The sequence below is a fragment of the Simkania sp. genome (genome assembly GCF_965215465.1).
GTDB lineage: Bacteria > Chlamydiota > Chlamydiia > Chlamydiales > Simkaniaceae > Simkania.
The window spans coordinates 1,301,509-1,315,544 of record NZ_OZ244056.1; the positions used below are offsets into that span (position 1 = coordinate 1,301,509).

The 14,036-nt window shown below is 43.0% G+C and carries 15 protein-coding genes; 3 read left to right on the plus strand and 12 right to left on the minus strand.

The genetic code is table 11. The features are described 5' to 3' along the window. The first annotated feature begins 84 nt into the window (after window positions 1–84). Window positions 85–837, plus strand: a complete 753-nt coding sequence (locus ACOOFG_RS05965) for a hypothetical protein (RefSeq protein ID WP_420420562.1) — start codon at window positions 85–87, stop codon at window positions 835–837. A gap of 63 nt (window positions 838–900) precedes the next feature. Here the strand turns inward: ACOOFG_RS05965 and ACOOFG_RS05970 are convergent, their stop codons facing one another. The 9 genes from ACOOFG_RS05970 to ACOOFG_RS06010 form a co-directional block, all read right to left on the minus strand. Then, on the minus strand, window positions 901–1,197 hold the full coding sequence (locus ACOOFG_RS05970) for a hypothetical protein (protein WP_420420563.1): 297 nt from the start codon (window positions 1,195–1,197) through the stop codon (window positions 901–903). Further along, window positions 1,176–1,430: an NUDIX domain-containing protein gene (locus ACOOFG_RS05975; protein ID WP_420420564.1), complete on the minus strand. Its 255-nt coding sequence runs from the start codon at window positions 1,428–1,430 to the stop codon at window positions 1,176–1,178. Before ACOOFG_RS05975 ends, ACOOFG_RS05970 begins: the two co-directional genes overlap by 22 nt. Window positions 1,431–1,432: 2 nt before the next feature. Continuing rightward, the gene (locus ACOOFG_RS05980; RefSeq protein ID WP_420420565.1) at window positions 1,433–1,789 is read right to left on the minus strand and encodes a hypothetical protein; all 357 of its coding nucleotides are present in this window, start codon (window positions 1,787–1,789) and stop codon (window positions 1,433–1,435) included. Next, entirely contained in the window at window positions 1,704–2,126 is a 423-nt protein-coding gene (locus ACOOFG_RS05985) for a hypothetical protein (RefSeq protein ID WP_420420566.1), read from the minus strand. Before ACOOFG_RS05985 ends, ACOOFG_RS05980 begins: the two co-directional genes overlap by 86 nt. Before the next feature lie 15 nt (window positions 2,127–2,141). Beyond that, entirely contained in the window at window positions 2,142–2,831 is a 690-nt protein-coding gene (locus ACOOFG_RS05990; RefSeq protein ID WP_420420567.1) for a hypothetical protein, read from the minus strand. A gap of 70 nt (window positions 2,832–2,901) precedes the next feature. Then, the gene (locus tag ACOOFG_RS05995; protein WP_420420568.1) at window positions 2,902–3,861 is read right to left on the minus strand and encodes an ABC transporter ATP-binding protein; all 960 of its coding nucleotides are present in this window, start codon (window positions 3,859–3,861) and stop codon (window positions 2,902–2,904) included. Continuing rightward, the gene (locus ACOOFG_RS06000) at window positions 3,854–4,843 is read right to left on the minus strand and encodes an ABC transporter ATP-binding protein (protein WP_420420569.1); all 990 of its coding nucleotides are present in this window, start codon (window positions 4,841–4,843) and stop codon (window positions 3,854–3,856) included. Before ACOOFG_RS06000 ends, ACOOFG_RS05995 begins: the two co-directional genes overlap by 8 nt. Continuing rightward, complete coding sequence (locus ACOOFG_RS06005) at window positions 4,840–5,745, minus strand: ABC transporter permease (RefSeq protein WP_420420570.1); 906 nt, start codon at window positions 5,743–5,745, stop codon at window positions 4,840–4,842. Before ACOOFG_RS06005 ends, ACOOFG_RS06000 begins: the two co-directional genes overlap by 4 nt. Beyond that, window positions 5,745–6,677 (minus strand): ABC transporter permease, encoded by a 933-nt coding sequence (locus tag ACOOFG_RS06010; protein WP_420420571.1) that lies wholly within the window; start codon window positions 6,675–6,677, stop codon window positions 5,745–5,747. The genes ACOOFG_RS06005 and ACOOFG_RS06010 overlap by 1 nt, the downstream gene beginning before the upstream one ends. Before the next feature lie 158 nt (window positions 6,678–6,835). On the opposite strand from ACOOFG_RS06010, the gene ACOOFG_RS06015 reads away from it, so the two are divergent. Both ACOOFG_RS06015 and ACOOFG_RS06020 read left to right on the plus strand, forming a co-directional pair. Then, entirely contained in the window at window positions 6,836–7,891 is a 1,056-nt protein-coding gene (locus tag ACOOFG_RS06015) for a class I fructose-bisphosphate aldolase (RefSeq protein ID WP_420420572.1), read from the plus strand. A 370-nt stretch (window positions 7,892–8,261) separates the two neighbouring features. After that, window positions 8,262–8,708 carry a hypothetical protein gene (locus tag ACOOFG_RS06020; protein ID WP_420420573.1) on the plus strand — a complete coding sequence of 149 codons (447 nt, stop codon included), beginning with the start codon at window positions 8,262–8,264 and terminating at the stop codon, window positions 8,706–8,708. Here the strand turns inward: ACOOFG_RS06020 and ACOOFG_RS06025 are convergent. The 3 genes from ACOOFG_RS06025 to ACOOFG_RS06035 are packed head-to-tail and all read right to left on the minus strand — an operon-like array spanning window position 8,705 to window position 13,982. After that, window positions 8,705–12,706 (minus strand): hypothetical protein, encoded by a 4,002-nt coding sequence (locus ACOOFG_RS06025; protein WP_420420574.1) that lies wholly within the window; start codon window positions 12,704–12,706, stop codon window positions 8,705–8,707. The two genes, ACOOFG_RS06020 and ACOOFG_RS06025, sit on opposite strands and share 4 nt — an antisense overlap. Beyond that, window positions 12,703–13,263: an NUDIX hydrolase gene (locus tag ACOOFG_RS06030; RefSeq protein WP_420420575.1), complete on the minus strand. Its 561-nt coding sequence runs from the start codon at window positions 13,261–13,263 to the stop codon at window positions 12,703–12,705. Before ACOOFG_RS06030 ends, ACOOFG_RS06025 begins: the two co-directional genes overlap by 4 nt. Then, window positions 13,260–13,982, minus strand: coding sequence for a GIN domain-containing protein (locus ACOOFG_RS06035; protein WP_420420576.1), 723 nt, complete (start codon window positions 13,980–13,982; stop codon window positions 13,260–13,262). The genes ACOOFG_RS06030 and ACOOFG_RS06035 overlap by 4 nt, the downstream gene beginning before the upstream one ends. Between the last annotated feature and the right edge of the window lie 54 nt (window positions 13,983–14,036).

Sequence of the window (14,036 nt, forward strand, 5' to 3'; positions counted from 1 at the left end):
TCTGAACAACACTGAAAAAATTGTTTTTTTTTCCGTACATGATGCTACACTATTTTGCCCATGGTGAAAAAATTGAGGGAGATCATGTCAATTCAACTGAATTCTAAACAAAAGTCTTTCCAAGATCAAAGTCTACTTGAGTTTGCCTGTAGAGCGGGTGTATATGCAGCTTCAGGCCTAGTCGCTTCTCGTTTTACCCCTTTAACTCCAATGGAAGGCATTGTCACCAGTTTAACCAACGGCCTAAGCGTTCAACTGGGACACATCGTTGCCAAAACTGACGATATCGTGACTCAAAAGTTGCTTTTAAGTATGGTGTTTCTTGGCCTCTCGACAGCTCTTATGTCAGCCCTGTCAGGTCGCATAATTGTGAACTTGGATTATTCTGCAGCTGTTTCTCTTTTTCTTTTTAATGCAGCAGGTGAACTGGTTAAAACTCTTGTAACCAACTTCCTTTCCTTTAGTATTCCACAGAAAGAAGAAGATGTTAAAAACTTATCCGAAACCACAATTAAAAAGCTCCACACGGATTATGCGACTCTAAAGAGTCAAATAGGTGAAGAGGCCCTGCCGGCTGTACATGCTCGCTTTTATGAGCTGGCCCTCCCTTTACCAAAAGGTAAAAGCTTTAAAAAAATGATAGAGGAGGGAGAACTTAAAATCACTGAGCTGACTCTTCCTGATACGTGCGAAAAAGTAGATAAGCTAAAAGAAGATCAGATGCCATGGATAGCTTTATCTATAGCTCAGCATCCTGAATCTATGAAAAAATTAAGTTTTCCCGTGGGATTAGCACTTGGAGCAAAGATGGTTCGATGTGGTTTTAGTATTAAATAAACGTCTATTACAGGACTCTAAAATAGGGATCTTTAAGTGCGCGAACACTTCTGGGGTTATTTTCTAAGCCCCATCCCTCTTGAGCGACGACTCCTTAGCTAGATCGATTTCAATAGATTCTGTAGGGTAGTTTCCTGCAATAATTTCAGGTAGATAAACAGGCAAATCAATAGGGTATATGACCTCTTGGCTTTGACGCATTTTTTCTAAAGAAAACCATTCGAGTTTTTGAATAATCGACTTTTCTTCTTCGGTGAGATGATTCAGAGTCACAGTCGTTTCTTTAGTACGTGCAACAATGAATTTTTGCTTGAGGTGAGTCTTTTTCCCGTAGAGGATTAGATGGAAATCTCCTGCCATACAATGGGCCCAAAAGTGACCGCTTCTGGACTCAGTCCTGTTTCTTCAAAGAGTTCTCGTTTGGCTGCCTCTTCAAGAGATTCTCCCTCTTCAATTTCGCCCCCAATTGTGAACCAATATTTACCTGAAGGTTTCCCCTCAATATTTGTAGTGCTCGGGTCATCAGCACACATCAGCAAAAGCTCATTTGCCTGATTTAAGAGAAGAATGCGGATACTGTAGCGAATTGGCATCGTCAACTGTACACCTTCAAATAATCATCTTTACCGGTCAATTTATAGGAAAAGATTGCCCCAATTTCTTTCAAATGTTTCGCCACGCGCTCGAGGGCTTGAGGCATGCCTGAGCGGAACAAATGAGAATGATCTTTATAAACACTGCCTTCATTAGTACAAACAAAGTTTAAACGGGCCATTCTAAGTGACACCCAGTCTTTATGCTCAGCGTTATTTTCATTGATCTTTTCAATCAATGCCAAGGCTAGACTCCTTTCTGCAGCAGAGAGGTCAAGCAGTTGCTCTGCTTTGATTGAAATCTTTTGCTCTGGAGTCTTGATTTCTTGTTTTTGTGCATATTGATAGTAGTCGTGCACTTTTTCCCAGCGCTTTTTTGAAAGCCTTTTTCGCTTCCATTTTCTCTTCAATTTGGGCAAGTTCAGAAGCTGTGAGATAAGGTTTTGCTGCGTCAACTGCTTCCCGTTGCATCTCAGGGGGAAGATCACTTAAAAGACCGTCTTCTGCATCAGCACAGCCCGATAAAAAACCTTTAACGGCTTCTTTTTCATCTAAATCAAATAAGGCAGCGTATCCTTCTTCAGTTATAGGGTAATTGTTGTACTTCACATCTGAAAACTTGAATTTCGCAATAAAGATGGCAAGTTGACAGTGCAATTCTTTCATATAGGCTTTTGAAGCAGGAGATTGAAGCAATCTACGAAAGATGCCTCATTGGTTGTAAAAATGGGCGTTGGTATTGGCCTTTTCTTGGACAATAATGTACTCATTATCAGCAAGCTTAACTGCGCGAGATTTGGGAACAAAAAGCAGGAAAAGGTTATCGTCTTCACAAAGCAATCTCGCTCGCTCAGCTTGGTCTACATATGCCTCTGCTTCTTCTTGAGAAAGGTTGAAGTCTGAAGTTTTATACACAACATCAGGAGTCTCATCGTAAAAGAAACAAAAGTGATTGCCCGCTTTGAGAACTTTCACATCAGAAGGAAGGTTTTCAGGCTGATAACGCTGCAGGTATGCCTCTTTAATCACTTTTAAGACTTCTTTTTTAGGAAAAGCAACAACGCCAACTTTATGGGGTGTTCTCGATTTTAAAAGGGCATTAGTCGTCTGTTGGATCTTAGTGAAATTTCCAGCGTGAGCCTTGATAGAGCTCGAAGTTGCTTCCTCGCGCATAGGCCCTTCTTCGACTGTTTGAGCAATGAGCAGTTCTGTGACTCTCCCAATCAAATATGCTGCGCCAAAAACAGGATAACAAATCACTGCAAGTGCTAGATTAAGCACTTTCAAAAAAAATTGAGTGTAATTTCCAGGTTCAATCGGCTCATAGAGATCTGCACAAAATATCTCAAACGGCGTTTGCAGATAGCCCGTAATGGTTAAAATTGATTTTTGTATCTCCACACTCTTCCTTCAGTATAAATCGGAAAAAAGAATACGCAGCAAATGCTTTAAAGTCAAAATATTAAAAATTTTATTCTTCTATGAAATGGCAGGCAACCTGATGGCCAGGAGAAACCTCTTTCCAAAGCGGAGGTTTTTCATGACAAATAGGCTGAGCCTTAGGACAACGCGTGCAAAAGACGCACCCTTTGGGGGGATTGATAGGGCTTGGCACATCTCCAGTAAGAAAAATGCGTGAGCGCTTCCGTTCCACCTCAGGGTCGGGAATAGGGATGGCACTGAGAAGAGCCTGGGTGTAAGGATGAAGGGGATTTTTGTAGAGCTCTACGCTTGGAGCAAGTTCCATGAGTTTGCCAAGGTACATCACTGCCACACGAGTCGAAAGGTATTTGACGAGAGCTAAATCATGAGAAATGAAAAGATAGGTGAGCCCCATATCTTCTTGGAGCTGCTTCAGTAAATTGATGATCTGCGCTTGAATGGAGACATCAAGAGCTGCAATGGGCTCATCACAAACAATGAAGCGAGGATTGAGAGCAAGAGCGCGGGCAATGCCTATCCTTTGACGTTGTCCGCCACTAAATTCGTGAGGAAAGCGAGAAAGACTTTCAGGACGAAGACCAACAAGACTAAGAAGTTCTCTAACCCGCTGCTCGCGCTGAACGCGTGTGCCCACTTTGTAAATCTTGAGTGGCTCGGCGATAATTTCTCCAGTTGTCATGCGCGGATTGAGCGAGGCATAAGGATCTTGAAAAATGTACTGCATCTCTTGTCGAAGCTCTCGGATTTGTCTAGGAGAGTATTTGACAAAACTCTTTCCTTCGAACAGAATTTCTCCTCCTGTCGCTTCATACAGTCGCATGAGCACGCGAGCAAGTGCCGTTTTTCCGCACCCAGATTCTCCAACAAGCCCCAAAGTTTCTTGCGGAAAGATTTTGAGTGAAACATCATCAACTGCACGTAAAAGTTGCCCCTTGACGCGGAAGGTTTTCACAAGGTTTCGAATTTCAATGAGTGGAGTGTCAGACATCTTTTTCTCCTTCGACGTAGAGCCAGCAGCTAGCGCAGTGCCCTTCTTCTATGGGAAAACAGGCGGGCTTTTGAATTTGGCAACGGGTTTCAGCGTGAGGGCAGCGCTTAGCAAAGCTGCACCCAGGTGAAACAACAGCCAGATCGGGTGGAGAACCGTGAATTGAGTAAAGAGCTTTTCCCATGGGAGTGTCGAGTCGAGGTATCGAATGCAAAAGGCGACGAGTATACGGATGCTTCGGCGATTTGAACAGTTGGTCGACTGTCGCATGTTCGATGATTTCTCCAGCATACATCACAAGAACTCGATCGCAAAAGTTTGAAACAATACTAAAATCATGAGTGATGAGGATGATGCTCATGTTTTCTTTGTTCTGAATCGATTTGAGCAGCTCGAGTATTTGAGCTTGAATGGTCACATCAAGTGCTGTTGTCGGTTCATCTGCAATGAGAATATGCGGTTTTGCAATCATGGCAATTGCAATCATGACCCGCTGTCTCATTCCACCACTAAGTTCATGTGGATATTGATTGTAGCGGGCTTCGGGTTGAGGAATTCCAACTTGTTTAAGAAGCTCCATGACGCGTGTGTAAACTTCTTCTTGTGTCGCTTTTGGGTGATGGAGACGATATCCTTCGGCAATTTGCTTGCCTATTTTCATCGTAGGATTGAGGGATGTCATCGGGTCTTGAAAGATCATACTGATTTCTTTTCCCCGTACAGAGCGCATCTTCTTTTCAGACAATTGAAGAAGATCTTGTTCCTTATAGAGGATTTCGCCCGCGTCAATTGTTGCTGTGTGTCGAGGAAGCAAGCCTGTGATAGATTTCGCCATAATTGATTTTCCGCAACCAGACTCGCCGACAATTCCAAGCGTTTCGCCGGGGTTGAGTTCGAAAGAGACTCCTCTGACAGCTCGAATTTTTTTGCTATGAGACGAAAGGGTCGTGTGGAGATCTTTAACTTGAAGTAGGGTACTCATTGGCGTAACCTCGGATCAAAGGCGTCTCGCACTCCGTCTCCAACCATGTTGAAAGCGAGCATGGTAATACTAATAAAGCACGCAGGAAAGAAAAGACGCCATGGATAATAACGGAGCGCCGACAGTCCATCACTTGCCATGGTTCCCCAACTTGCAATGGGCGCTTGAACTCCAAGTCCAAGAAAACTCAAAAAAGCTTCGGAAAAGATTGCTGCAGGGATAGTCAGTGTCATAGTTGTGATGATCGTTCCAATCGAATTGGGAATTAAATGGCGTAGGAGGATCCGGCGCCTCTTGGCTCCAAGCATATGAGCTGCCATGACAAAATCGTTTTGCTTGATTTGCAGAATTTGCCCACGGACAATCCGGGCCATATTGATCCAACCGGTCAAGGTTAGGGCAATGATAATCGTGAAAACTCCGGGCTTCATGATTACCATCAACAGAATCACAATGAGAAGGTGGGGAAGGGAGTAGAGAATGTCTGATAAGCGCATCATGAGATCTTCAATTTTGCCTCCAAGCATTCCAGCAATGGCTCCGTAAAACACCCCAATAAACATGTCGATGATCGCTGCGACAATACCCACGAAAAGGGAGATCCGAGCACCCCACCAAATCCGAGTGAAGAGGTCGCGACCAAGTTCATCACTCCCAAACCAAAAATCACTACCAGGGGCTTGGTTTTTTAAATGAAGGTGAGTCTCATAGTAAGTGTGAGGGCTCAAATAGGGGATAAAAATCGCTCCAAGAATCAAAACAGCAAGAAGACAAAGCCCCACCATGGCAGGTTTATTTTGACACAGACGACGCCAGGCATCACGCCAATAAGACACTCCTTCCTCATAGGGAAGCTCTTCTGCATGAAGAGAAGGAGAAGCTATAATCTCAGCTTCTCTCATTAAGCCCTCCTTTCATCGATTTGAATCCTAGGATCAATGATTTTATAGATGACATCGACGAGAAAAACACTCACCATCAAAATTGCACTGTAAAAGATCGTGACTCCCATGATCACAGTATAATCCCGATTTGTGATACTCGTCACAAACCAACCTCCCAAACCAGGAATTCCAAAAATTCGCTCTACAATAAAGCTACCTGTGATAATGGCACTTGTTAAAGGGCCAATATAGGTAATCACAGGCAACAAACTATTTTTTAAAACATGTTTGAAAACAACACGCATTTCCGAGAGCCCTTTGGAACGGGCTGTCTGAACATAATCTTGCTCTAGAACCTCGACCATGTTGGCCCTGGTTAAGCGGGCAATGAAGGCCGTCGGCAATGCCGCCAATGAGAGAGCGGGAAGAATCGAGTGGGCAAACGAGCCCCAACGAGCAACAGGGAGAATATCGAGTTTCATGGCAAAGATAAACTGAAGGAAGGTCGCCATGATAAAGTTAGGAACAGAAATTCCAATTACTGCCAAAATCATACAAAGATGGTCTTGCCAACGTCCGCGCCGAATTGCAGCAAATGTTCCAAGTAAAATCCCTGAAAAAATACTGATAAAAATCGCTTCTACACCCAAAATAAATGAGACAGGAAATCCCTCCTGAATGATGTCATTCACAGTCCGCCCTTCATATTTGAAGGAAGGTCCAAGGTTCCAGGTCACGAGCCCCTTTAGATAACGCACATATTGGACATACCAAGGTTGGTCAAGTCCATAATGCTTGTACATGCTTTTCATGATTTCTTCAGGAATCGCTTGCTCTTGGAGAAATGGATCTCCAGGAGCGGCTTGCATCAAAAAGAAGGTGAAGGAAGCCACTAAAAATAAGGACAATGCGAGAAGTAATACCTTTCGGATGATAAATCTAGACGTCATGAAGTATCGGAACTTCTCTCCTGTAATAAAAGTGCACACTTAATGCCTATGAATTTAAGATGAAATTGATATTTTGTCAAAGAGCACTTCACGATCGTTGATTTTTTAGAAAAAATTGTGATAATGGAGTTTAAAATTATGACTAGAGGAAAGATCTCATGAGCTATAGCAAGATTCAGAAACTTTTAGGTGACCAAGCCGAGCATTTACTTGGCCACAAATGCCAAACTATTTCTAAAGATCAACTTCACCTCCCAGGCCCAGATTGGGCTGACCGGATTTTTGCTCAGTCAGACCGGCACATTCGCGTGATGCAGAATATGCAGGAAATCATTAATCACGGACGTCTTGGGGGAACAGGCTATGTTTCCATACTCCCTGTCGACCAGGGGATTGAGCACACTGCTGGAGCTTCTTTTGCTCCCAACCCCGCATATTTCGATCCCGAAAACATTGTCAAACTCGCGATTGAAGGAGGCTGCAACGCCGTCGCCACCACTTTAGGAGTCCTTGGGAGTGTGTCGCGCAAATACGCTCATAAGATTCCTTTCATTTTAAAATTTAACCATAACGAACTTCTTTCTTACCCTAACACTTACGACCAGGTGCTGTTTGGATCGATCAAGCAAGCCTACGACATGGGATGTCGTGGTGTCGGAGCAACAATCTACTTTGGATCCCCAGAAAGTCGTCGTCAAATCATCGAAGTGGCTCATGCTTTTGAAGTGGCTCACGAAATGGGAATGGTGACAATCCTATGGTGTTACCTGCGCAACAACGCCTTCAAAACGAGCGATAAAGACTACCACACTGCAGCAGACCTCACTGGCCAAGCAAACCATTTAGGCTCGACCATTCAAGCAGATATCGTGAAGCAAAAGCTTCCCGAATGTAATGGTGGCTTTAAAGCTCTCAAATTTGGAAAGCAGACCGAAAAGATGTATACCGAACTTTGCTCGGATCATCCAATTGATTTGACCCGTTACCAAGTTGCTAATAGTTACATGGGACGCATCGGGCTGATCAATTCAGGCGGCGCTTCTGGAGAAAATGACTTGCAGCAGGCTGTGATGACAGCTGTTGTCAACAAACGGGCTGGAGGTCTTGGTCTCATCTCAGGACGGAAAGCTTTCCAAAAGCCAATGAACGAAGGTATAGACATCTTGAATGCCATTCAAGATGTCTATAGCTGTAGTGATGTCACAATTGCTTAAATAGATTTGTGCTGCTATAAATTCCTCCTTAAAAATGATGAAGCGAAGCTTTAATCATGCAACAAAATGGAGGTTACAAATCGCTGCAACAACGGCGTATCAGGCGCGCACATACACGATCTTTTTTTGTGATGACTTCACTTCAAAATTCAACCACTCTGCTAATTGTAGACGTTTGATATCGGATGCCTTCGGAAAGGACTTAATTTTATCTGCGAATGCAAAAAAAAACCACTTTCCTCAAGAGCAAGAGAAGCTTGTTAGTCGAGCAGTAAAGGACCTTGTTCAGAATATTCAAAATACCAATCGAAGTAGAAGGGGAGAGCCTCACCGTTTCGTTATCTTCGCTGCTGGCGAGGGGACTCGAATCGTGGAAATTGCGTTAAAAGAAATCTCTCATCTTAAAGTGGATATTCATGTCTATAGTTTTGGGGGAACAACGACTTTGATTTCCAAAAAATTGGCAACTAAAGCGCGTCATTACGTTTTTTATCGCCATTTTATCTCTGATCATTTTGTTTTATCACGGATGTATTCCATCGATTCTAAAATGAAGGACAAGAAAATGAGTTATGAAGTTGCGGTTTTTACAGAAGCTTCAGCATTACATCAACAGAATAACGTTGAAATTGATGGAAGCCTGTTTTTTGACTCTGGGTTTAAGTATCAAAGGGAAAGGTTGGAAGGCTATTTAAGTCGCTACCGTGTGTCTTTTTTAGATAAGAGTGCTTTACCCTTCACAGATAGCAGAACGTATTGTCAATTTTTCTCTTATGCCAACATCATTCAACAAATTGCCTATCAATACAAAACTTAAGGTTCTAAGTATTTCGTCACTTCTTTTCGGTAAGATTTCGCCTTTTTTTTATACAGGTCTTTGAGATCTTGTTCTGTCGTAGTTTTTTCGTGGAGGTTCAAGATATTTTGCCATGGAAACGGAGGTTTCGGTGAAGGCACATTTGATTGATCGTCGGCCATGCCTCCAATGGCACCAAAGACTTGACCCCAAACACCCGCTCGTGGAGCAACCTGTTTCCGTGCAATGAGCAAAGCGATTCGACTAGTTGCGGTGCCTTTGTCGATTTGAACATTGCCAAAAGGACCTTTAACCGGAACTTGCAGCACATAGCTTGGGTCAAGCCCACTAATCCCTAATGCTGCTCTTAAGCTTTGCGCTGTTAGCCCCAGGATCATATCGACATAGCGGCCGACAAAGTTAATGTCTCCCCACAAGGCAACCTGATAAGCTCGGTTGTAAAGAATCTCTGTCCGATCGACGTACATGAGTCCACTCTTGATGTTAAATTCCATTGGGGCAAACCAAAGAGAAATGAGATTTTGGTTTCCTTCCATTTTGAAGATCCCACTAATATCAGAAGCACTTCCGGTGTTGCGGCAAGTGATCTGACCAAAGTCGATCATGCCATAGGAAAGGTTAGTCGATTTGAGAGCTAAATCTTTGATCGGAACAGAAAACCCTTTTTCACTGACATAAAGTGCGATGGGGTTTTTCAGAGATGCCACAACAATTTTGGCACTTTTAGCCAAAATTTCATTCATCTTGGGAGAAATTGTCATTGCTGCTTGAAGCGGCTCATTGAGATAAAGGTAGCCATTTGCAACAGTTCCTTCCATTTTTGCCCGACAATTCGTCCCATCGACATCAAAGGTGAGTTTCCCATTTTCTTTGATAAGCTCTGCATCAAAAGTAGCATTCACAATATCACCTAGAACTGCAGAAGGAGGAACCCCAGAGGGATCATTGATGTTCGATAAGGCATCGAGAAAAACAGTGGGAAGACGTTGGATTTGGGAATGAATTGAAGCCGTGACATCTTCTAAATCGACCTTTCCTTGCGGAGTGAGAAAGTCATCAAGCGTTCCTTCTCCTCGGATTTGTCCACTTTGTCTGCTTCCTTCAGGACTCACATTTCCCTGCATTTTAAAAGTAAGTGGCCCTGGGGCTTGCTTTTTATCGACAGATAAATCCAAACGCTCAAGTTGCGTCACTTCTTTTGTTTTTTGTTGCTCGAACACCAATGAGTCAATGCGCAAATCGGCATCAAAAATGGCATGATAGAGATTCAGGTCGATATTGGGAAAAAGTTCGCCATTCGACTGCAATGGAAGTTCAAGAGGTGAGACACTAAACTTGAGGTCGGCTCGGTCCTTAATCACAAAAGCAGGGGGCTTTGAAGCATGAGTCGGATTCTTCCACCTTTTGTAAGCAAGTGCGCCTTCTTCTGATAGATTCCAATCAATTTTTAAAGGACTACGATTATTTTTCAACCTAAGCTTATCGTCTGCTTGAAAGGCACCCTTCAGTGACAAATAGGGACTTTTGATATCGGCATCGAGCTCTCGGTCTTCACCTTGTTTGGAGACATCAAGTTTTAAATTTACCCAATCTCCAATCATTGGAGGCAGTGTTGCATTCATACTCAAAAAGGCATCGACAATCTGAGTTGAAAGTTGATTTAATGTCAGTTGCGTTTGGGATGGATCTTTTAAAGGGTTGAAAGCTCCTTTGTCATCAACAACGAGAAGAGAGAGGCTCCCTGACGGTACGCTTTCTAAAAGGGCCTGAGCATCAAGCTGCATACGACTCGTTTTTCTTCTTCCATTGAGTTCATAATTCAAATCGACAGTCTCAAAGGAAAAGGGAGTTTTTGTTTTTCGCTCCATCATTTTAAGGGTGGGAATATTGCCAGCAATTTTGAGATCTAAACCACTCACCGCGTCTTGACTTATGGAAAAGGTGCCAGGTTGAACTTGGATATTTGCCGTTGTACTTTCTGCTAAGAGAGGAAGTTTTCCTTGCTTAGAAAGAATCGGATTGACCTCATTTGGTTGAAGCAAAAACGTGATGTCAATGGGATTTCGTATAGTTAGAGCTCCAGAAGCTAGTGATCCGTCGAGTGTGGATTTGAACTTGGCCGAGTCAAAGGTCACGTTTAAGGGAGAAATTTCCAACTCTTTTTTCATGCGGAGATTGCCAGAGGCATTCACAGCAACATCTTGCCCAAAAAGAGTCTGCCCCCAAGTTTGCGCAGCAAAATCGAGTTGAGTTTTCCCCTGAAACTCTAACTGCTGATCGACTTTTCCGTTGAGTTGCATGTCCAGCTCTGGAAGTTGCAGACCACCAAGCCCAAAAAAGTTCGAAAACTGAACGTCTTGGCTTTTAAGTTGCATTTCTAATGCGGCTTCTTTCCAGCGGCCGATCGAAAGGGTTAAATTTTGCAGCTCTCCACTGAGCATCATAGGATAAGCAAGCTGCTCAAAAACAGATGGGGTCACTTGATACGTAAAACTCGTGGGACTTTTTAAAACGAGAGCGCTTTCTGAGGTAAACTGGCTTGTTGAGAGGTTAAAAAGGGGGGAGTTTCCGCTAATCAAGACTTGCTTTTCTCCTCCTTGATCAAATCGTTTTAGGGAGAGATCAAAATTAGATCCAATCCACTTTTGCAGATTTTCTTCCTCTGAAATGAGACGATCCACTAGAGCCGTGGGCATATTACGCACATTGAGATCGAGCAAGGCAAACTTTGTGATCCAGTCCTTTTGAGAAAAGAGATCTTTTAAACTAGAAGTGGCCTGCACCTTTGATTGGGGAAAGGAGCTAAAGCGATACGAAGTATTCAGTGCTGAGTGAAAAAGTTCTCCTAAATTGGTCGTATTAAAAGACAAGTCCAGGGAGTCCAGAAGGAGAGAATCGCGCGATGTTGCAAGAGCAAATGCACCTTGCTGCATTTTGATTTGTCCAGCGACTGCCATCATGCGCGGATAAAGTTTCATATTCTTAAAAAGAAGGCTTAACTGGGTGATCTCTATTTCACTCTGACAGTCGCCAATTAAAACCAGTGGAGAGTCAGGAGCGAGAGCTTGGATGAGGCGAGGCCTAAGAGTCCAATTGAGTTTGAGAGAGTCCCTGAGCTGAATCAGTCCCTTTTGATAACTGCCAAGTAACGTTCCCATCATGAGAGGAGAACGAAGCTGCCCTGAAAAGTTTTGTCCTTCTCCAGCTTTTGAAAACAGAAGGTCGAGATTTAATGTGTCCCCAAAAGCTTCGGAAAAAATTCCTTGCATTTCGGGATGCATTAGGGAAGAAAGTGCATCAAGAGTGGCAACAGGGAAATTGTTTAAGTTGGCTTCTCCACTGATTTGAAGCGCTTCAGCACTTTCCAACTCAATGACTTGTTCTTTGCTTTCAACGGTTCCTTTGAGCTGAAAGCTGCCCAAACGTTGGCTATAAACAGTTTTCCCAGATCCCTGCACTGTTAACGGAAACGTCTTTGAAGACATGCCAAGCAAAAAGTCCACATCATCGATGCGAATCAAATCCTTGCCTGCTTTTTGGACTGCAAATAGGCCATCTTCAAGTGTGACTTGTCCACTGAGATTTTTCCAAACCGAGGGATTCTTTTTTTTTCTTTTCTTGTTTGAAGACCCATTTGAAACGTTAGGAGAGGATAGAGCGTGATTGGTTGCTAAAATTAACTGGGGTTTAACAAGCGTTGTTTCACCAAGGCTTCCTTTGCGAAAAAGGAGATTCCAAAAAGAAGTGTCAAGCGTTAGAGATTCAAAAATGAAAACAACATCGCCCTTTTTCTCGTAGTGAAACCCCTCTATTTTTTGTGGCTTTGTCCAACTTAAAGAAACATCACTGATTTGAACTGTGGCCTTTGTATTTTGCTGAATCCGATGAATCAGGAAATTTTTTCCCGCATTGCTAGAAAGCATCGAAGGAAGAAATAAAATAAGCAGCCCGACTAAACAGACAATTGCAGCAAGCACGATGATGAGAATCTTTTTCATGAAACTATCCCATTATAGCGGTAAATTCCTGCAATGGTTTTTGCATCAACAATCTCGCTTTGATCAATCTTTTCCATTGCTTCTTTAAGGGTCAAAGCCACAGTATCGATTTCTTCCGAATCATCTCCAATAAGAGGATTGGGATGTAAATCTTGTGCCAAGTAAAGATAAATGTATTCATTGCAAAAACCAGGGGCTGTAAAAAAACCACCTAAAGATGAGATGTCGCGTGCTTCAAATCCAATTTCCTCCTGAAGCTCTCTTTGGGCACATTCAATTGGATCTTCTTCCACTTCCAAAATCCCAGCAGGAAGCTCCAAAAGAATTTGACGTGCAGCTCGACGCCATTGCTTCACTAAAATGATCTTCCCTTCGGCATTGATCGGAATCATGGCAACGGCACCTGGATGGAGAACAATGTCATAGGTCTTTTCTTGCCCATCCTCATATTGAATTTGATCTTGTGCAAGAGTAATAATTCGTCCTTCATGCAGCTTTTGCCTTTCGACTTGAGCTTCTTTTTCTAATCGGGCGCGTGCTTCAGATTTTTGGCTCACTTTTTCTCCTCAAACTGCTGGATGATCTCTTTTGTCAAAGGAGAGACAACTCCTTCGCCTTTAACTGATTTATGAATCTTAGGGGATCCATAATAATGGACATGACCATAGCCTTGAATTGAAACCGATAACTCATCTTTTACATTTACAAGGCAGGAGCTAGGTCCAATCAAACGAACGTTTGTATTCATCGTCTCAAAGTCTTTTCCATCATAAAGGCCTGGACCATTGACCATAACCGACTGAAAGCGAGAACCGCCGCGAATCGTTGCCTGAGAGCTGCCAGCAATTGAGATGGCAAACCTTTCGGCTTCAACAGTTCCTTCAAGAACTGTCGATCCATTGAGCTTGATATCCACCATGAAATTATCTGTTTTTAAATAGTCGATATCGACGTAGTTATCTCCTTCTAAAACAAGTTTTTGTAAGTTTGAGACGATCAAAATCACATGAGGAACATCAGGGATTTCAGAGAGGTCGTGAAATCTTTTGGGAGAGACCGATAGGCTTCCGTCTGAATACTTAAATTGAAACATATCGCGGATCTGCTTCGGAGCCTTAAAGATGAACTTATTTTCTTTTCCCTGTTGAATCTCAATTTGTCCCGGCCCAAAATAGTCGAAGGTGTTAAGATATGGGTAGCTCATCTCAAAAGGCTTGTCTGCTCCATAGGCCCACCCACTCACTAACAAAAGTGCCATACAGAAGAGAAGACGCATACAGTACCTCATTTTCTCTAAATTCCCCACTCTAAGTTTGTTCTACATTTATTT